The 18,088-nt window shown below is 51.8% G+C and carries 19 protein-coding genes; 9 read left to right on the top strand and 10 right to left on the bottom strand.

What is annotated here, in order from left to right; translation table 11 throughout:
• From F608_RS0106165 to F608_RS0106205, 8 genes are all read left to right on the top strand, one after another.
• Positions 1-1,371 (top strand): sigma-54-dependent transcriptional regulator, encoded by a 1,371-nt coding sequence (locus F608_RS0106165; protein ID WP_022664740.1) that lies wholly within the window; start codon positions 1-3, stop codon positions 1,369-1,371.
• A 228-nt stretch (positions 1,372-1,599) separates the two neighbouring features.
• Positions 1,600-1,986: an adenine nucleotide alpha hydrolase family protein gene (locus F608_RS0106175; RefSeq protein WP_022664743.1), complete on the top strand. Its 387-nt coding sequence runs from the start codon at positions 1,600-1,602 to the stop codon at positions 1,984-1,986.
• A 24-nt stretch (positions 1,987-2,010) separates the two neighbouring features.
• The gene (locus tag F608_RS0106180) at positions 2,011-3,513 is read left to right on the top strand and encodes a cytidylate kinase-like family protein (protein ID WP_022664744.1); all 1,503 of its coding nucleotides are present in this window, start codon (positions 2,011-2,013) and stop codon (positions 3,511-3,513) included.
• Between the two features lie 20 nt (positions 3,514-3,533).
• Positions 3,534-4,649: a sulfite exporter TauE/SafE family protein gene (locus F608_RS0106185; protein WP_022664745.1), complete on the top strand. Its 1,116-nt coding sequence runs from the start codon at positions 3,534-3,536 to the stop codon at positions 4,647-4,649.
• A 16-nt stretch (positions 4,650-4,665) separates the two neighbouring features.
• Positions 4,666-5,046: a response regulator gene (locus tag F608_RS0106190; RefSeq protein WP_022664746.1), complete on the top strand. Its 381-nt coding sequence runs from the start codon at positions 4,666-4,668 to the stop codon at positions 5,044-5,046.
• 30 nt (positions 5,047-5,076) lie between these two features.
• Complete coding sequence (locus F608_RS0106195; protein ID WP_022664747.1) at positions 5,077-5,895, top strand: hypothetical protein; 819 nt, start codon at positions 5,077-5,079, stop codon at positions 5,893-5,895.
• A gap of 11 nt (positions 5,896-5,906) precedes the next feature.
• The gene (locus F608_RS30905) at positions 5,907-6,704 is read left to right on the top strand and encodes a universal stress protein (RefSeq protein WP_022664748.1); all 798 of its coding nucleotides are present in this window, start codon (positions 5,907-5,909) and stop codon (positions 6,702-6,704) included.
• A 172-nt stretch (positions 6,705-6,876) separates the two neighbouring features.
• Positions 6,877-8,502: an ABC-F family ATP-binding cassette domain-containing protein gene (locus F608_RS0106205; RefSeq protein ID WP_022664749.1), complete on the top strand. Its 1,626-nt coding sequence runs from the start codon at positions 6,877-6,879 to the stop codon at positions 8,500-8,502.
• Here F608_RS0106205 and F608_RS0106210 read toward each other — a convergent pair.
• The gene (locus F608_RS0106210; RefSeq protein WP_022664750.1) at positions 8,499-9,200 is read right to left on the bottom strand and encodes a polyamine aminopropyltransferase; all 702 of its coding nucleotides are present in this window, start codon (positions 9,198-9,200) and stop codon (positions 8,499-8,501) included. The genes F608_RS0106205 and F608_RS0106210 overlap by 4 nt on opposite strands.
• Positions 9,201-9,406: 206 nt before the next feature.
• Between F608_RS0106210 and F608_RS0106220 the strand changes: the two genes are divergently transcribed.
• Positions 9,407-9,775: a YajD family HNH nuclease gene (locus F608_RS0106220; protein ID WP_022664752.1), complete on the top strand. Its 369-nt coding sequence runs from the start codon at positions 9,407-9,409 to the stop codon at positions 9,773-9,775.
• Between the two features lie 25 nt (positions 9,776-9,800).
• Here the strand turns inward: F608_RS0106220 and efpL are convergent, their stop codons facing one another.
• From efpL to F608_RS0106270, 9 genes are all read right to left on the bottom strand, one after another.
• Positions 9,801-10,367, bottom strand: coding sequence for an elongation factor P-like protein EfpL (gene efpL, locus F608_RS0106225; protein WP_022664753.1), 567 nt, complete (start codon positions 10,365-10,367; stop codon positions 9,801-9,803).
• Positions 10,368-10,495: 128 nt separating this feature from the next.
• Positions 10,496-11,086 (bottom strand): O-methyltransferase, encoded by a 591-nt coding sequence (locus tag F608_RS0106230; protein WP_022664754.1) that lies wholly within the window; start codon positions 11,084-11,086, stop codon positions 10,496-10,498.
• A 75-nt stretch (positions 11,087-11,161) separates the two neighbouring features.
• Complete coding sequence (locus F608_RS0106235) at positions 11,162-11,539, bottom strand: c-type cytochrome (protein ID WP_022664755.1); 378 nt, start codon at positions 11,537-11,539, stop codon at positions 11,162-11,164.
• A gap of 34 nt (positions 11,540-11,573) precedes the next feature.
• Complete coding sequence (locus F608_RS0106240) at positions 11,574-12,455, bottom strand: peptidoglycan-binding protein (RefSeq protein WP_161626825.1); 882 nt, start codon at positions 12,453-12,455, stop codon at positions 11,574-11,576.
• A 96-nt stretch (positions 12,456-12,551) separates the two neighbouring features.
• Positions 12,552-13,037, bottom strand: coding sequence for a hypothetical protein (locus F608_RS0106245; RefSeq protein ID WP_153307454.1), 486 nt, complete (start codon positions 13,035-13,037; stop codon positions 12,552-12,554).
• 549 nt (positions 13,038-13,586) lie between these two features.
• A complete protein-coding gene (locus F608_RS0106250) occupies positions 13,587-14,069 on the bottom strand; it encodes a GNAT family N-acetyltransferase (protein ID WP_161626826.1) in 483 nt (160 codons plus the stop codon).
• Positions 14,070-14,644: 575 nt separating this feature from the next.
• Positions 14,645-16,009 carry a GGDEF domain-containing protein gene (locus F608_RS0106260; protein ID WP_022664760.1) on the bottom strand — a complete coding sequence of 455 codons (1,365 nt, stop codon included), beginning with the start codon at positions 16,007-16,009 and terminating at the stop codon, positions 14,645-14,647.
• 173 nt (positions 16,010-16,182) lie between these two features.
• Complete coding sequence (locus tag F608_RS0106265; RefSeq protein WP_022664761.1) at positions 16,183-17,388, bottom strand: BaiN/RdsA family NAD(P)/FAD-dependent oxidoreductase; 1,206 nt, start codon at positions 17,386-17,388, stop codon at positions 16,183-16,185.
• 3 nt (positions 17,389-17,391) lie between these two features.
• Positions 17,392-17,943, bottom strand: coding sequence for a hypothetical protein (locus F608_RS0106270; RefSeq protein WP_022664762.1), 552 nt, complete (start codon positions 17,941-17,943; stop codon positions 17,392-17,394).
• Positions 17,944-18,088 lie beyond the last annotated feature (145 nt).

Below are 18,088 nucleotides of genomic sequence, written 5' to 3' on the forward strand. Positions count from 1 at the left end.
ATGGAAATCCCGAAAAATCATTCCCCCATGAGGGTGGCCGTCGTTGACGACGAACCCATTGCCTGCCGGGAAATTAAAAAAGGGCTGCTCCGGAGAACCGACTTTGATATTGAAACCTTTCCAGACGGGGAATCCGCCCTTAAAAGAATGCAGGACCATTCCTTTGATCTGATCCTGTGCGACCTGAAGCTGCCCGGGATAGACGGGATGACCCTGTTGAGAACCGTCAAAAAAAGATTCCCGGAAACCCAGGTCATCATGATCACAGGCCACGGTTCCGTGGATGTGGCCGTACAGGCCATCCAGTCCGGTGCCTTCCATTTTGTGATCAAACCGGTAAAGACGGAGGAACTGACATCTCTTTCCCAAAGAGCCCTTGAAACTGTCCGGCTGATCCGGGAGACCAGCGCCCTGAAAAAAGCGCTTTTCACCCAGTCCCGGGAGCAGTACCTCATCGGCCACTCCCCGGCCATGCAGAAGGTGATGGCCCTGATTAAAAAGATCTGCTCTCTGAACTGCAACGTCCTGATCATGGGGGAGAGCGGCACCGGCAAGGAACTCACGGCCCGGGCCCTCCACTTTCTGGGAGAGAGGAGGGAAAACCCCTTTATTGGGTTTTCCTGCGTCGGTTTTACCGACGAACTGATCGCCAATGAACTGTTCGGGCATGAAAAAGGGGCCTTTACAGGGGCGGTGGACACAAAGATCGGACTGCTGGAATCTTCGGACAAAGGCACCATCTTCCTGGATGAAGTGGGGCTCATGCCCCTGACCATGCAGGTCAAGCTGCTCCGGTTCATCCAGGAAAGAAGTCTGATCCGGGTGGGCGGGGTGACGCCCATCCCCGTCGATGTGCGGCTGATCGCCGCCGGAAACAGCGATCTCAAACAGGAGGTCGAACAAAAAAAATTCCGGGAGGACCTCTATTTCCGGCTCAATGTCGTATCCATCACCCTGCCCCCCTTACGGGACAGAAAAGAAGATATCCCCCTGCTCATCCATCATTTTATCGAACGGTACAACCACAGGTTCAAAAAACAGATCACCGGGATCGCCCCCGACGCCCTGAAGACCCTGAAGAACTATCCATTTCCCGGCAATGTCCGGGAACTGGAAAATATCGTTGAGCGGGCCGTGGCCCTTTCGGAAAAAAAGGTGATCTCCTGCAAAGACCTTCCCGGAGATATTCTCGATCTGACATTTACCAGCCTGGAAGATGACGCCGGATGGAAATCCCTGGAGGAAGTGGAACGGGACTATATCCTAAAGGTCCTGGAAAAAACAGGATTTCAGAAAAACCGGGCGGCTGATATCCTGAAACTGCCGCGGACCACCCTGTGGCGCAAGATGAAATCCTTTCACCTGGATTGAACCTCTGTTTCAAATTGAAACCCTTCCCCTTTCCCTGTATCCCCCGTCCCTGGGCTAAAAATTTTGCCTTTCTCCCAAATTTCATGTTTCAACATGAAACATCCCCTGCCTGTCTTTCCGCCCCATAATTCAATAAAATCTTGTAATCATAGAGCTTTTGATCAATGGCATATCTTTTGTTTGGTAGGATTGTGGCAAGGCCCTGATGAAGAAAAGCAAAGGAACCCGATGAATACGGAAAACATCCTCGTCCCCGTTTGCAGGCACAGCTCGGATCTAAAGGCATTATACCACTCCTTTGCCCTGGCCGAGAGAGTCAGGGCAAAGATCTTTGTTCTCTTTTTTACAGAGGCCGGGACCGCCCCGGATCAGCCGGCACCCATTGAAAATGCCTGCCTCAGGATCGTTAAAAATGCATGCGAAGAGGGCATTCCCGTATCCTTCCACCTTGCCGAGGGTCAGTTGAAAACAGAACTGTCAAATTTTATTGCTGCCGAACACATCGGCCTGATCGTTATCAGTCCGGGAGACGAGCCCATGGAAAGCGTCTTGAGAAGCATGAAACCAAAAATTACGGCCCAGGTGATAAAGGTCGAAAAAAGGATAACATATTAACCCAAGGCAAAAAGGTGAAGCAACATGTCCATTGTATTGATCTCCAGTGCGCCCCACGGTTCAGGCCTAAAGCTGGCCCAGAACCTGTCAGAAAAGACAGACTGGCCGCTTTACAGCAGGGAACTGGTGGCCCAGAAGGCCCATGAAACCGGAATCCGGCTGAGCCGGCTTGAAACCTCCATTATCAAATCCCCTGTGATCAGTGAAAAACTGGCCCGGGAAAAGGGACTCTACCTTGCCCTGGTCACCAAGATCCTCTGCGAACAGTCAAAAGGCCAAAGCCTGATTTACCATGGCAGGGCTGCACATCTTCTCCTGCCCGGGATTCCCGGAGTGATCCGGGTCGGGCTGGAAACCCCTATAGACACACGGGTTGAAAATGTCATGAGAGATCTCAATCTTACAAGGGCAAAGGCAAGGGACTATCTGGACCAGCTGGACGAGGACATTGAAAAATGGGTCCATTATATCCACCAGGAGAGCCTGCAGAACCCGTCCAGCTACGACCTGTTTTTAAACCTCAGCCACCTGACCCTGGAGAATGCCGCTTCCATCCTAGATGAAACCGCTGCCCTGCCGGTCTTCAAACCCACCATGGAAAGCAGCAGGAAACTGGATGACCGGTGCCTGGCCGCCAACGCCAAAATCCACCTGGCCCGGAATCCGGCCACCTCTGGACTCGATCTCGGGGTCAGGGCCGTAAACGGGGTTGTAACCGTGACCTACATGCCCCGGCAGGTGGCTGCCGCAGACAATATTTCCCAGGCGCTCCGGGGACTGAAAGGCTGCCGGGAAAACATCTGCACCATGGCGGAGACCAACATCCTATGGATACAGGAGAATTTTGACCCCAGGGGAGAAAATTTTGATCAGGTCACCTCCCTGGCCAAAAGATGGGGGGCGGCCATAGAACTCCTGCAACTGGATTCCAGCGGCAGCCAGGTGGGCCAGCTGGCCCCCATGGAAAACAACGGCCTGGCCGAACCTGCAGCCTATACCGGGGGGGTGGAAGACGACGACCCCTATCCAGCGGTCAACGATCACGGCCTTTTGCAGACCGTGGACGAACTGGTGGCCATCGGGCGTTCCGCCGGGGGCTTTTCCGTCTCCGGCGGCGGCCGGGATGTGATCGATGCGGTCAAGGACAACAACAACTACTCTTTGATCATTCTGGGCGACATTTTCCTTTCAAAGGGCCATGAAACCTCCACCCGTGAGACAAGAGAGCTGGGCATGACCCTTAAGGAAAGGCTCAAGGCGCCGGTCATCACCTCAAAGGAACTCCACTCCAAGTTTCTTTTTGGCAAGGCCCAGGCGCTCAAGCTGCTGACATTTGCCCTGGCCTCCCTCCTGATCTACGGACTGGTTTTTACCTTTCAGAAGCCGATCCTGGACATCCTGGGCGGAGACCTTCACGCCAAGTTCAAATGGGCGGCGGCCATCGGGGTGGCCCTGTTTGTTCCCATCGTGGCCTATGTATACGGAACGGTAACCGGGCTGGTTCTCAAGCTCATTGATATTGACTAAGCAGATATAAAGAGGAAAACATGGAACATTTCATTGCAAATTTCATCCATATCAGTACCGGAACCGCCCTCCAGGTTGTCTTGCTGGGCTTTATCGGGGGGGTCTTGAGCGGATTCATCGGAAGCGGCGGCGCATTCTTCATGACCCCGGGTATGATGAACCTGGGGGTTGAAGGCGTCATTGCCGTTGCCAGCAACATCACCCACAAATTCGGAAAGGCCATGGTCGGCTCCCACAAGCACGGAGAAGCCGGGAATGTGGATAAAAAGCTGGCCCTTTTTGTCCTGGTTACGGCGGTTGTCGGCATCCAGCTGGCCGTTCTCATCAACAGTTTCCTGTTCAAGGGCGGAACCGGACACGGGGCCTCAAAAGGGGCGGGGGCCAACCTTTACATCAGCCTGGTATTTGCCTTGATCCTCTCCCTTGTGGCCGTGTCCATGCTGTGGGATGTCCTCAAGGGATCAAAGGGCGAAGAGGGCGATGCCGGTCCCTCCAGAAAAATCGCCGACGCCCTTTCCAAGTTGAACCTGCCGCCCATGATCTACTTCAAGGTTGCCGATACCAAGGTCAGTTTATGGGTTCTTCTGCCCGTGGGCATCGCCACCGGCTACCTTGCCGGAACCATCGGCGTAGGAGGTTTTATCGGCGTTCCGGCCATGATCTATGTTTTCGGTGTTCCCACGGCGGTTGCCGCAGGAACGGAACTCTATCTGGCCATGTTCATGGGGGCTTACGGAGCCTTGAGCTATGCATTCCAGGGATTTGTGGATCTCAGGCTGACCATGCTGATGTACCTGGGTTCCCTGGTCGGCATCTACCTGGGCGTATACGGGGTTAAAGTCGTAAACGAACGGTATATCCGGCTGGTCACCAGCCTGATCATCCTTCTCTGCGTAATCAGCCGGGCCATTGCCATCCCCATGTACCTGCGCCAACTGGGACTTGTCGATATGGATCCCGGCCTGGATGTGTACTTTAACAATACCAGCAAGTTCTTTTTATTTGCCAGCGGCATCACAGGAACCCTTCTCATCCTGTTCAACGTCATCCGGGCATACCGCCAGCGCAGAAAACTTCAACAAAGCATCCGGGTGGTCAAAACCCCATCACCTGTTTTATCCCCGGACCTGAAATAAAAAAAAGGAGATTGCCATGTCACTTAAAATACTGGTTCTGGATGATGAAAAAATTGTGGGGGAACGGTTGAAATCCTCCCTGGAAAAAAACGGTCACAACCTGGAAATATTTATCGACCCGGCCAGGGCCATGGACCGGATCCAGGAAGAAAAATTTGATGTGGTCATTTTAGATATCCGGATGGATAAGATAAACGGGATCCAGGTTCTGGAAACCGTAAGAAAAAAGAGTGAACGGACAAAGGTGATCATGATCACGGGATATGCCACCCTGGAAGTGGCCCGGGAATCCCTGACCAAGGGAGCCTTTGATTTTATTTCAAAGCCCTTTAAATTAAAGGAGATCCACCAGGCGGTTCAAAATGCTGAAGAGGCCTTACAGGCCGCTGGCCATTAATGCAATTTCGGGAAATGGAGGGCAAATGACATGATGCCGGACGTATTGATCGAGGTGCAGGATGACCTGGCTTCCAGGATCGCCCTGAGATATGCCTGCCAGCTGGAAAAATCCATCCCCTTCACCATGAGGGCTGTTCACATCCCGGACCTTAAGGAATACGGGCGGGCCCCGGGCAACGGATGGGTCCGGAACAAATGGGAAGATGTGGTGGTGGATAATTCCGCAAACAAAATCGCCAAAATGGTCCGAAGAGAATTTCTCTACTGCTACACGGACTCGGACCCTCTAATCATTTCCGGAGACAGGGACCAGGTGATCTTCAAAGAACTGAGCCGGGGAAATTACGGTTTTTTCATCCAGGGAATGCTTCATTCCTTTGAACCGGATCTCTTTTTGGAAAAACTCAATTCACGCCTCTACCGGCATCTGCCCTGCCCGGCCCTCCTGGTTAAAAATCTGGCGGCTCCGGGCTCCGGGACCCTGATCATCGGGACGCCGGAGACAATGCCCCTGGGGCTTTCCTGGCTTTCCAGTCTGTTAAACAAAATGCCGGGGGACCTGGATATCCTGGTCTGCCATTTCGAATCTTCAGCAGATGAACCCCTCATCCTTGAAAACGATGCTGACTTCCTCACCGAACTCGGCACCGGCATATCCAAGCCGGCCCAAAGGGCCGGCCGGGTACGCACCGTCAAGGGCTCCCCGGACGGTCTGACCGGTTTTGTCCGGGATTATGCCCTTGTGGTCTCTTTTGTACCGGAAATCCGTGATCCCATGGCCCGGCTGCTGGCCATGTCTCCCTGCCCCATGCTCTTCTGCCCGGACAGGAAATCCACATTATCATGAAGGGATGAACAATGAGAATTCTATTTGCCGCGGATGAACACCCATACAGCCTCACGGCCATGCCCCAGGTGGAACGGCTGGGCGAGAATACCTGGGCAGATATCACCATTCTGGGAGTGGAAAAAAAATCCGCCATTGACACGACATTAAAGGCATACCACAACAGCTTTATGGATCATTTTGATCCGGAGGCCCTTCCCTATTCTCCGGGCCGGAACAACAAAAATCTGCAGGGCGGAATCCGCAAACAGATCAAAACCCGGGTGAGACGGGGGGATCCGGCAAAGGAGATCCTTGAAGAAGCCCGGCAGATGGGAAGCGACCTCATCGTCATGGGATGCAGTGAAAAAAAATGCGACTGGCAGGGGGCCGGCGACATCCCGTTAAAAGTGGCAAGAAATGCCGATTGTTCGGTCCTGATCATCAAGGCGGAAAAAAAGATCAGAAGGGTTCTTTGCTGCCTGGATCACACCAATATCACCCAGGCCTCCCTTGAAATGATCAACCAGATGGTGACCCTGTTCCACTCCGGTCTGGAAATCGTGGTGCTGACGGACGGCAGAAAAATGGACAAAAAACTGGGGGCAAAACTCTCTGCCCTGCTCAAGTATTACGTTGCCCGGAACATCTATCCTTCCATAGAAACGGTAAAGCTCTCCTCCCTGGAACGCTTTGTTTCCCAGCAGGCCCGCTGGGGACTCATGGCCCTTTGGATGGGGAAGAAATCCATCTTTGAAAGTGTCTTCCCCAGCAGCAAAGTCTCCCGGCTTTTAAAAGTCAACAACTCCTCCGTGCTTCTGCTCCGATAGGAGGGGTTAAAAAAACATCCCCAGGGCAGCGGCCCGGAAAGATCTATCTGTACGGATCGGGCTCTTGAAAAAAGGCTTGCTTTTCATTCAAAAAACCGGCAGTATGCAGTCCGCTTTTTTACCACAGGACAGGTTCCTGTGGTTTTTTTATTGAATACAAGGAAAACAAAATATGATCAGTGCAGAAAACATCTCCCTGTCCTATGGGAAGCGGATCCTGTTCAAAGAGGTCAACATCATGTTCAAGCCCGGGAACTGCTACGGGCTCATCGGCGCCAACGGCGCAGGAAAATCCACGTTCCTCAAGATCCTTGCCGGGGAAATCGAAGCGGACGGGGGCAGCGTCAACCTGGGGCCCAGGGAGAGGATCGCGGTATTAAGGCAGGATCACTTTGCCTTTGATGCCCACACCGTGATGGATACCGTGATCATGGGGCATGAGAGGCTTTACCGGATCATGAAGGAGAGGGATGCCATCTATGCCAAGCCCGATTTCTCCGATGAAGACGGAATCCGGTCCGGAGAGCTTGAAATTGAATTCGAGGAGATGAACGGGTATGAGGCCGAATCCGAGGCGGCCGTTCTCCTGAAGAACCTGGGGATCCCGGAAGATCTCCATCCAAGGAAGATGAAGGAGCTTGAAGGGGGCGAAAAGGTCCGGGTATTACTGGCCCAGGCCCTGTTCGGGAATCCGGATGTGCTTTTGCTGGACGAGCCCACCAACAACCTGGACATCAGATCCATTGCCTGGCTGGAAGACTTTCTCTTCCGGTTCAAGAACACCGTCATCGTGGTCTCCCATGACCGCCATTTCATGAACCAGGTCTGCACCCATATTGCAGACATTGATTTCGGCCAGATTGCGGTCTACGTGGGCAACTATGATTTCTGGTACCAGGCCAGCCAGCTCAACCTGAAACAGAAACAGGCCGACAACAAGAGAATCACGGACCGGGCCGATGAACTCAAGGCCTTTATCCGGCGGTTCTCCTCCAATGCCTCCAAATCAAAACAGGCCACCTCCCGGAAAAAACTTCTGGAAAAACTCACCATCGAAGACATGCCCGTCTCCTCCAGAAAATATCCCTTTATCCGATTTACCCCGGAGCGGCCCTGCGGCAATATCATCCTGGAAGTGGAAGGACTTTCCAAGACCATTGACGGGGAAAAGATTCTGGACAATGTCAGCTTTACGGTGAACAAGGGGGATAAGATCGCCTTCATGGGAAAGAACAGCCCGGCCAAAACCGCCCTTTTCCAGATCATCGGAGGGGAGATGGAACCGGACAGGGGCAGCTTTCGGTGGGGGACCACCATCAGCCGTTCCTATTTTCCCAAGGAGCACAATGAGTTTTTCACCCAGGACCTGAATCTCATTGACTGGCTTCTGCAGTTTGCCCCGCCCAAGGAGGGGGAAAGCTTTGCCCGGACCTTTCTGGGAAGGATGCTCTTTTCCGGGGAAGAGGCCCTGAAAAAAACCCATGTCCTGTCCGGCGGGGAAAAGGTCCGCTGTATGCTCTCCTGCATGATGCTGGCCCAGTCCAATGTTTTGATCCTGGACGAACCCACCAACCATCTGGACCTGGAATCCATCACCGCCCTGAACAACAGCCTGGTTCAATTCCCGGAGGTGGTGCTCTTTACCTCCCATGACCATGAATTTGTCAATACCGTGGCCAACCGGATCATTGAGATCACTCCAAAAGGCCTTATCGACCGGTCCATGGCCTTTGATGAGTATATGGAGAATTCTGAGGTGGCAAAGACCCGGGAATCCCTGGGACAAAAAGCCGCTTAACCCGAAGATCCAAGGGGAGGCGGGCCGGGTTTCTCAGCGATCCAGACCCTGTGGAGGCTTCCTCTTCCCCCGGCCCGGGCCCGGACAGGAACCACCTCTGTGTGGAATCCGCAGGAGTCAAGTCTGCGGGTGAATGTTCTGTCATCCCCTGCAGACCAGACCCCGAGAATCCCTCCCGGAACCAGGGCCTGAAAACCCGCTCTAAGGCCCGCCCGGGTATAGAGCTTGTTGTTGGATTTCCGGGTCAGCCCGGCAGGGCCGTTGTCCACATCTAGGAGAATGGCATCCCAGGCAGCCTTGTCTCTTTGGATTTCTTTTGCCACATCCCCCTGCTTGACCCGGACCCGGGGATCTTCCAGGGGATGTCCGGCCTGATGACCCAGGTAAAGCCGGTTCCAGGAAACCACAGCCGGGATCAGCTCAGACACGAGGATTTCCGCATCCCTGGGGGCCCGTGCCAGGGCCGCGGCCAGGGTATAGCCCATGCCCAGCCCCCCCACCAGGATCTTCAGACCGGGCCTTTGAGGGAACCTGTCCAGGGCCAGCCCGGCCAGGGCCTCCTCAGATCCGTGAACCCGGCTGTTCATCAGTTCCGTCCCCCCGGTCCGGATGGACAATTCCTCCCCCCGCCGGCGGAGAACCAGGTCATTGTCCTGGCCCGGAACTTTGGCCCGGTCGATCTCTTCCCAGGGGATCATAAAATCCCTCCGGATCTGCGGGGGGTATGTAAAATCCTCATTTATCCCTTCCTTCCCCGAACGGGTATACAGGCCGGCCCTGAAAAACAGAACCTCTTTGAGCCCGGCCCGGTTTTTCCCGGGATTCTGCCCTGCCGGGTATTGTCAGATTCAAAATATTGATGCATTATATCCTTCAAAAGAATCAAAACCATGGAGCCGCCATTATGTCTGCAAAGGACAACAGCAAAAAAATACTTGAAGAGGTCCGCAGGACCCAGCAGGAACGGGAAAAAACCTACCGGGAACGCGCCCTTAAACTCTATCCCTGGATCTGCGCCCACTGCGGCCGTGAATTCGAGGGCAAACGTCTGAAGGAACTTACGGTTCACCATAAAGACCACAACCACGACAACAATCCGCCCGACGGCAGCAACTGGGAGCTGCTCTGCATTTACTGCCATGACAATGAACACTCCCGGGATCAGGTTGCCGATGCCTATGGTGACGCGGCTTCGGATTCCTCTTCAGACAAAGGAGGCACCACCAATCCCTTTGCCGGACTGGGGGAGATGTTAAAAGGGAAGCTGGAGTAAGGGATTTCCTTAAGAGCAAAAAGACTCAGGCCCGGGACATAAACTTCCGGGTTTCCGTATTGACCTTTACCTTTTCCCCGGGCCCAAGATACTCGGGCACCTGGATCTCCACCCCGTTGGAGAGAAGGGCCGGCTTGGTCCGGGCCGTGGCGCTGGCCCCCTTGATGCCCGGAGCGGTTTCCGTGATCTCAAAGACCAGGGAATTGGGAATCTCAATGGCCACCATGTTCTCATCAATGATCAGCCCCACGATATCCTCCATCCCGTCGGTGAGCCAGACGATCTCATCTTCAATGGCATCGGCTGCAATCATGTACTGGCCGTATTCCAGGCTGTCCATGAAAACGTGGAAATCCCCGTCCGGATAAAGGTATTGAATCGGCTTGCGCTGGAGATCGACCTCGCTGAGCAGGTCATTGCCCTTGTAACCGGCCTCGTACTTCTGTTTGGTCCTGATATTGCTGAATCTCACCTTGTAAAGGGTGACCGCCCCCCGGGCCGAAGGGGTCCTGACCTCAATATGTTTCACGATAAAGGCTTCATCGTTGATCTCCACCACGTGCCCTTTTTTCAAATCACAGGCCTTTGGCATATTTTTTAACTCCTGAAAGTGAATTGGTTTTAAATATAAAGGCTGTTCATACCATTCAGCAGAGGAATTGGAAAGCCGATAATGGTCCGAAGCAGGGGCAAGCCCTGAGAAGTTGAAAAGGCTGAGGATCAGTCCGTCCCGGCCTCCACCGGCTTATGGGCCAGAAACTCCCCCTTGCCCACGGGAACCAGGGAAGTTGAAAATCCTTTCAGTGACCGGATATGTTCCATGAATCCGGACAATTCAGATGCATGGGATACGGCATTGTCACACACGATAAGGCCGCCCGGTTTCAGCAGCCTGAGGATATCCTTTACCATGTCCATATATTTTGAACGATCCGCATCCAGGAAGATCAGATCATATTCTTCCTCCATTCCCTGAAGCAATGCCCGGGCATCCCCCTGCTTTAGAACGACTTTCTCAAAAAGCCCGGCCCTCTTCAAATTATGCCGGGCTTCCCTGGATTTTACTTCGGAATGCTCAATGGTCGTAACCCTTCCCCCGGCCGGAACCGATGAGGCCAGCCAGATCGTTGAGTAGCCGTTGGACGTGCCGATCTCCAGAATTTTTCCTGCGCCCGAGGCCCGGACAAGGACCCTTAAAAACTCACCGGTATCCCTTGTGATGTTCAGATATTTTTTTGATTTATCCATCTGGACCGCATCGTTCTGCAGTCCTTTTTCTTCCAGTTCCATGAGGATACTCACGATACCCATCTTATCCCCCTACGCCTGAAGCTATTCAGCCGGCACCCAAGAATCGGGCAGAACATTTGACCGGCAGGATAATGATTATTTTAATGAGTTGATATAATTAACAATATCCCAGATCTCCCTCTCCGGGATCTCATCTTTAAAAGAGGGCATATCCCCTTTCCCATGAATGATTTTCCAGTGAAAATCCCCGTCCGAATGCGTCTTTAACCGCTTTGGCAGATCAGGCGTATCTTTTGACAAGCCTGTTTCATTCTTACTGAGTCCTTTAGCTGATAGTCCATGACAATCCCGGCAGTTTAGCGTAAATAAATCCTGTCCCTTTTTAATGGACTCTTCAGAAGCCGGATTCGGATTTTTCCGATTCGCTTCACTTTCCGGAGCCATCCAGCTATGGGCCGAGGCAGAATCAATCATTGAAAATAAGAATATTAAGGCGATGAATACCTGGCGCATTTTATCACTCCTTTTGTTTTTCCCAGTGCAAAAACTATTTGTTTTCAGATTCGATATCAAGCTCCAGCACACCGTCAACAAATTCTTTGGAGTCTTTCAGGCCCCAGCCGGTCTCGCTCCGGATCCATTTGATTAACGAGATTTTATTGATCTTTCCCTCTTTTTTGATTTTCTCTTTTATTTCCCGGATCAATATATTTTCTCTTTCCTTTACAAGCCTGTCATATGTAGCCGCCCCGATCATTCCATCTGCCCGAAGACCTGATCTGGATTGAAAATCCTTGACTGCCGACCGGGTCTGGGGGCCGGCAAATCCATCCGCAGAATCAATGGAATACCCGAGAGCGATGAGTATCTTTTGGGCCTGGAGCACCTGCTCCCCTCTCTGGGAGGGAATCGGTTTTAAGGCCTCTTCCAGAACGGCGGCCTGCTTAACCAGATTTGCCCGGACCTCGGGTTTAAGTTTTTCATTGGATGCCAGCCTCTCTTCGATCTTCTGCTTTTTCTCCTGGGTGGCAAGAAACTCCTTTTCCACATCAGCATAATATTCCGACCACCTCTCCCGAAGCCGCTCAGACCGTGTGACCTTTGAAAAATAATGGGCAAATCTCTTTCTGACCCCCACGTCCTCCGTCAATGCATGATCAATGAACTTTCCCAGCTGCTCAATCTCTTTGAGCTCAATTTCCCTGTTCTGTATTTCATTATTTACAAATGTCGTCACAAGACCAAGAATAACCGTACCCAATAAAAATTTGACAAACCCGATCCAAATTTTAAGCCGTTCGTTATCCATGGTTGCCTCGCTTGATTTTGGTGCTGTGTGGAGTCCGGTCCAGCTCCTGGTTCCGGCGCAAGGCCACGGGACCAGGGGCACCGCATTCACGGCTGCGCAGCCTCCGTGAACTTTAGACATCTGCGGCTTGCCCGTCAGCATGTCCGTTGTTGAGATATTTTCGAGCAAGGGTCAAACGTTGGCTTGACCCCTTTGGATAAAAACATCGTCGTGATATTAACAAATGTCCTGTTCCATAGCTTTGGCCAAGAGTTTCCAGGCTCTTGCGTCCTCTTTGCAGGTTTCCTCGACCAGTTTTGCGGTATCTGATTCACTAATCTTTTTGTCCCCATAGTCAAGGAATAGACCCCTAAAATCCAGGTTTGAGATATTATCTGTTTCTGCAGTGATTTGATAAATAAACTGCGAATGTATAGCCGGCCCGTTAATGTGCGTATTTGTCCAGAATAGTATATCCGGATAAATCTGTACGAGCTTTTGCTTTTCAATTTGATTGTCAGCTCCGATGCTGAATGTATCGGTCAAAATGATTGTTCGGTCGGTGATGTGCTCGATTTTCCGGCCGGCGTCCTTCGCACCCATGAGGGCATGATCTCCGGGAGTATAGGTTGTACACCATTCAAATGCCTTGCGGGCGGGTACATTGAATCGCTGCTTAAAATGGTAATATATTGGTGTTGGCATCGGCTCGTCTCCTTTCATGATCTCATTTATTACTTTCAAAATTCAACAAGGAATTGTTCAGATCCGGATATCACTCATAATTTGTATAGCCAGCCACATATCATGAAAAATTGAAGAATATCCAACCAGAATGGGATTCAATTCTATTTAAAGTTCCATAACACCTTTTCTAACAGCCTGCAATTAAAATAAAAATTCAACCAAACCATAAAGAAACGACCCAAACTGAACTGAGCATGATCTGCCGGGATTATCAGTCCGCCAAACCCGGCGGACCCGGCAGCGGGATGGAAGGGGCGGGCAGCGGCGTTAATCCCCTGGGGTTCCAGGACGGAAAAACCCCCGGGGATTTCCGCTTCCCCAACGCCCAGGACGGGGGTTGGGGATTTAGCTGCACGCCCCTTCCATCCCGTTGCCGGGTTCAAACCGACTATTTTATAAGATTCAGCAGATTTTTGTGGTTCCGATTAAGTAACAGCAGGACTGTTATCTGGAGGCGAGATATTTCATTATTTTTCCCAACGCGGGGCATAGGGGAAGGCAGATTTTTACAGTCTCTCACTGTCGCTATCCGGCATCTTTCAATAGATCTTTGTTCATTCGAATGCACTCAAGTTTTGAGCCGTCCGGCAAATTGTGAAAGGTTAATTCTTGTTCTGCGTATCCGTGAGCCATATAAAAGCCTTTTGCGTTTAATGTGGAATGGACGGTGATTTTAAAAAGATTGCTGTTTCGAGCTATCTTCTCAAGTTCATTCAGGAGATTCGATCCAATCCCTTTTCCGGCAGCATCGGGATGAATATAAACTGCGCTGATTTCTGCGTTTCCGGCATCTAAAATCCCCAGTCCCAGTAAATCCTGTTGTGAATCATATGCAACCAAAAATATCTTTTCCTTCAAAGCTTGATCGTAAACAGAAGGCGTAAGGATACGGGTCCAGGCGTTTAACTGCTCACGGGTATAATGCTTGGCGCACAATTCCCTGATGGAAGCAATATGGAGCCTTGAAATATTTTCTTTATCTGCACTGGATGCTTTTCTTATCTTCATATGTTTCATCGCTTCCCAACAGGAATGAGATTCAATTCAACCCAAAAGCTCATAACACCTTTTTTAACAGCCTGCAAATAAAAATCTATCCAAAACACGAAACACAAAAACTGATTTCAGCATGATCCCCAAAGCCTATGCCCCTCGCAAACCCGGCGGATCAGGCAGCGGGAGGGAATGGGGCTGGCAGCGGCGCATGCTCCATCCATCCCGATGCCGGGTTCATTCCATGTTTTCAGAACTGGATGCTTTTCTTATCTTCATATGTTTCATCGCTTCCCAACAGGAATGAGATTCAATTCAACCCAAAAGCTCATAACACCTTTTTTAACAGCCTGCAAATAAAAATCTATCCAAAACACGAAACACAAAAACTGATTTCAGCATGATCCCCAAAGCCTATGCCCCTCGCAAACCCGGCGGATCAGGCAGCGGGAGGGAATGGGGCTGGCAGCGGCGCATGCTCCATCCATCCCGATGCCGGGTTCATTCCATGTTTTCAGAATTGAAGTTGGTATAGCCGAAAGATAAGGATAAAATGAACTGCAGCCCCACAGCCAAGCTAAAAAAATTTCCTAGGGTAATGACTCAAAACCGACTTGATTCCGTCCGTTTTCCTTGGCCCGGTAAAGGGCCTGGTCAGCCCTTTTCAGAAGGGTTTCCGCATCATCCCCATCCCGGTAGAGGCTTACGCCCACACTGACGGTAAACCGGGGCAGGCCCTTTTGGGTGAAGTGTTCAATCTTTGAGCGGATGGCGTCGGCAAGGGAAACCGCACCCTCCTCCCGGATATGGCGGAGCAGGACGGCAAATTCTTCTCCGCCCAGGCGGAAGACCTGATCCCCTGCCCTGAGCCGCTTCATCATCTGTCCGACCAGCTCCCTGAGCACTTTATCCCCCACATCGTGGCCGTACCTGTCATTCACCGCTTTAAAATGATCCACATCCAGCAAAAGCATTCCCAGCCTGCCTCCCCTGGCCGCCAGGTTGAGTTCGACCTGAAGCTGCTCATCCCACTTGTGCCGGTTCCAGGCCCCTGTCAGCTTGTCCCGGGTGGCCAGTTCCATGAGCTTTTGTTCCGCCTCATCCCTGTTGAGAAATTCTTTGGAGAGTTTCTCCGTCACTTCTTCCAGGGCCTTTTCCAGATCTGCCAGTTCATCTTTTTCCCTGGATTTCTTTTGCTTCTTCCTATCCGGGGTCTTCCGGCTGGTAATGGAATGCTGCAGGGACTGGATTTCTCCCTGGATCTGCCCGATCCGCCGGCGGAGGGTCTGGATGATGCAAATCGTCAGATACACCCCGATGAAAAGTGCGCTGACCCCAAGTGCGGCGTTGATGAACATAAACTCCCTTTCATGTTTCTCGGCATACTCTGCAATGCCCTGGGTCAGATGCTCCACATCCAGGAGCAATCCCCCTACCTGCTCATCCAAACGGTCCGCCAGATCCTCCAGATTAAGCCACTCCCGTGAATTTTTTCCCAGGGTATTGAATGGCGTTTCTTTTACCTGGTTTTCAAATTTGAGCCGCTGCTCATGGAGCTGCATAACCGAGTGGATCACGGAACGGTGTTTTTCAAATTTCAAACGGATACGCCCCGATGACAGGCCCGTCTGAATGATATGAACAATGCTGTCAAAATACTTGCCCAGATTCCGGGAATATGCATTGAACCGGCCCATGAAATCGGTTTTGTCCTTTTCCTCCAGGATCAGCCCGGAATTTTTCTCACGGATCTTCTCCATCCAGAGATGCTGCTCCAGCTGGAGCAGTTCAATCTCGTTCATCAATTCGGTCAGGGGGAGGTCAATCTCCGTGACTTCCCGCATCTCCATGTCAATCTGGTCCAGCTTGAAAACGGAATAAAGGATTACAACAAGAAGGAAGGAAAGCAGTATGGTGGAAAGTCCGCCAATTTTTTGGGTGATTGAATAGTTCAAGCGGTCAACCTTAAGGGAATCAAAATTAATTTTGGGATTGTCTCAGAATTTCATATTCGCAGGTCTTTTCCGGACGGTAAATCACCTGCCGGATCATAGTTTCTTACTGCTGTCCAGGCTATCAGGTCAGGAGATCTTCTGTCAAGGCGGAGAAAGGACTATCGGTATGTTCTTCAGACATACTGCCCGGCACAATACCCGGATGACCAGGCCCACTGGAGATTATAGCCTCCCAGCCAGCCGGTCACATCCAGGACCTCCCCGATAAAGAAGAGGCCCGGGACATCCCCGGCCTCCAGGGTCTTGGATGAGATATGGTTGCAGTCCACACCGCCTAGGGTGACTTCAGCGGTTCTATTTCCTTCGGTTCCCCCGGGCTTGATCTGCCATTCATGAAAGGCTGAGGCGATCTGGCGGATCTGGTCATGGGAGACGGAGCCGATGGCCCGGTCCGCCGGAAAGCCTTGCAGGCGGATATCCACCAGGCGTTTGGGAAGCCTCCCATAAAGAATTGATCTTACCTGTTTTTTGGGCCGGGTTCCCTGTTCCTTTTTAAAGGTCTCTTCCAGGCTGCCAAAGGGCAGAAGATCAATGAAAATGGTCTGCCCGGGCTGCCAATGGGAAGAGATCTGAAGGATCACCGGGCCGCTCAATCCCCTGTGGGTGAAGAGAAGCTTCTCCGTGAAAACCGCCGATGGACAGCTCACCTTTGCATCCACGGAGATCCCGGACAGAGGCTGGAGATTTTTTTTATCTTTTGGCTGCAGGGTAAAGGGAACCAGGCCCGGCCGGACCGGGACAATGGGAATGCCGAACTGCTCGGCCACCTTATAACCGAAGGGAGTGGCCCCCACCCCCGGGATGCTGACCCCGCCCGTGGCAATGACCAGGGATCGGGTATCAATTTTCCCGGATCCGGTATGGATCCGGAACCGGGGGGTATCCTCAGGATCTGTTTGAGATAACAGGCTTTTGATTTTTTCCACTGGGGTGTCCATCCGAATGTTCACCTTGGCCTGCCGGCATTCCGCCAGAAGCATATCCAGGAGCTGGGAAGCGCTTTCAACACAGAAAAGCTGGCCGTGACTCCGCTCTTCAAAGGAGATGCCGTATCTTGCAACAAGATCGATAAAATCCCGGGAAGTATACCTGGAAATGGCTGATTTACAAAAATGGGGATTGGAAGAGAGATAATGCCCGGAACTGACCTGGGTGTTGGTGAAATTGCTCCGCCCGCCCCCGGACATGAGGATCTTTCTTCCCGGGGCAGAGCCGTGATCCAGGACCAGGACCTTTTTTCCCCTAAATCCTGCCTGGGCAGCGCACATCAGTCCGGATGCACCGGCACCGATGATGAGAACATCAAAAGAATCTGCCATGTCCTATCCTTTATCCTTTGTTCCTGCAGAGCCTTCTTCCGAAAGGCCCTTAAAGTTGATCAGCTGCCTCCGCATCATGATGAGATCCCCGGGGGGAAGGAGCTTGTCCAGCAAAATCCCTGCAATCCCCCGGGGATATCTGACAAGAATTTTTACAAGGAGTCTGGAAACATCCTGCTTTTGCCGGAAAATCATATAAGTGATGATGGTGTCGCCGAACACCTTCCGCAATCTTTTGTCCAGGCGGAGGGTAAGGTGGACGTTCTGCTGAAAATCAATCAGATCAAAGATAAACATGATCTTCTGCCCAATTTCAAGCCGGTCCAGGCCCGGGATCAATCTCTGGGGGCTTTTCCGCCCCAGATTGTCGATCCAGTCGTAACTGTACGGGGCAACCCTCATCTGGCAGAGCCAAGGAAAAATCCTTTTGGGTTCCGCATGGATGGTGATCCCCCGGAAATAGGTATCGGAAAAATTTTTTCCGCATTGGTCGCAGGGAAATGCAAGATCATGTTCCCGGGGAATCATCCCCCAGTTTTTATATGATGATTTCATTTAAATTTCCTGTCATGATCCCTCTTTTTACAATCTTATGGGATCATTGTAAATCCTGGGCCGGAAAACCATGGGAGCCCGGAGGTTTTGACCGTCCTGTAAGGGAATCTCCTTGCCCCTCTTTCTTTTTGCTCTTATAGTATGG

The sequence above is a fragment of the Desulfospira joergensenii DSM 10085 genome, assembly GCF_000420085.1.
Taxonomy (GTDB): Bacteria; Desulfobacterota; Desulfobacteria; order Desulfobacterales; family Desulfobacteraceae; genus Desulfospira; species Desulfospira joergensenii.

Bases quoted from the DNA above. Each gene is read 5' to 3' on its own strand.
- F608_RS0106165 (WP_022664740.1), top strand. From the start codon at position 1: ATGGAAATCCCGAAAAATCATTCCCCCATGAGGGTGGCCGTCGTTGAC.
- F608_RS0106235 (WP_022664755.1), bottom strand. From the start codon at position 11,539: ATGCGCCAGGTATTCATCGCCTTAATATTCTTATTTTCAATGATTGAT.
- F608_RS0106250 (WP_161626826.1), bottom strand. From the start codon at position 14,069: ATGAAGATAAGAAAAGCATCCAGTGCAGATAAAGAAAATATTTCAAGG.
- efpL (WP_022664753.1), bottom strand. From the start codon at position 10,367: ATGCCAAAGGCCTGTGATTTGAAAAAAGGGCACGTGGTGGAGATCAAC.
- F608_RS0106220 (WP_022664752.1), top strand. From the start codon at position 9,407: ATGTCTGCAAAGGACAACAGCAAAAAAATACTTGAAGAGGTCCGCAGG.
- F608_RS30905 (WP_022664748.1), top strand. From the start codon at position 5,907: ATGAGAATTCTATTTGCCGCGGATGAACACCCATACAGCCTCACGGCC.
- F608_RS0106190 (WP_022664746.1), top strand. From the start codon at position 4,666: ATGTCACTTAAAATACTGGTTCTGGATGATGAAAAAATTGTGGGGGAA.
- F608_RS0106180 (WP_022664744.1), top strand. From the start codon at position 2,011: ATGTCCATTGTATTGATCTCCAGTGCGCCCCACGGTTCAGGCCTAAAG.
- F608_RS0106195 (WP_022664747.1), top strand. From the start codon at position 5,077: ATGATGCCGGACGTATTGATCGAGGTGCAGGATGACCTGGCTTCCAGG.
- F608_RS0106175 (WP_022664743.1), top strand. From the start codon at position 1,600: ATGAATACGGAAAACATCCTCGTCCCCGTTTGCAGGCACAGCTCGGAT.
- F608_RS0106210 (WP_022664750.1), bottom strand. From the start codon at position 9,200: ATGATCCCCTGGGAAGAGATCGACCGGGCCAAAGTTCCGGGCCAGGAC.
- F608_RS0106185 (WP_022664745.1), top strand. From the start codon at position 3,534: ATGGAACATTTCATTGCAAATTTCATCCATATCAGTACCGGAACCGCC.
- F608_RS0106240 (WP_161626825.1), bottom strand. From the start codon at position 12,455: ATGTCTAAAGTTCACGGAGGCTGCGCAGCCGTGAATGCGGTGCCCCTG.
- F608_RS0106270 (WP_022664762.1), bottom strand. From the start codon at position 17,943: ATGAAATCATCATATAAAAACTGGGGGATGATTCCCCGGGAACATGAT.
- F608_RS0106265 (WP_022664761.1), bottom strand. From the start codon at position 17,388: ATGGCAGATTCTTTTGATGTTCTCATCATCGGTGCCGGTGCATCCGGA.
- F608_RS0106245 (WP_153307454.1), bottom strand. From the start codon at position 13,037: ATGAAAGGAGACGAGCCGATGCCAACACCAATATATTACCATTTTAAG.
- F608_RS0106230 (WP_022664754.1), bottom strand. From the start codon at position 11,086: ATGGGTATCGTGAGTATCCTCATGGAACTGGAAGAAAAAGGACTGCAG.
- F608_RS0106205 (WP_022664749.1), top strand. From the start codon at position 6,877: ATGATCAGTGCAGAAAACATCTCCCTGTCCTATGGGAAGCGGATCCTG.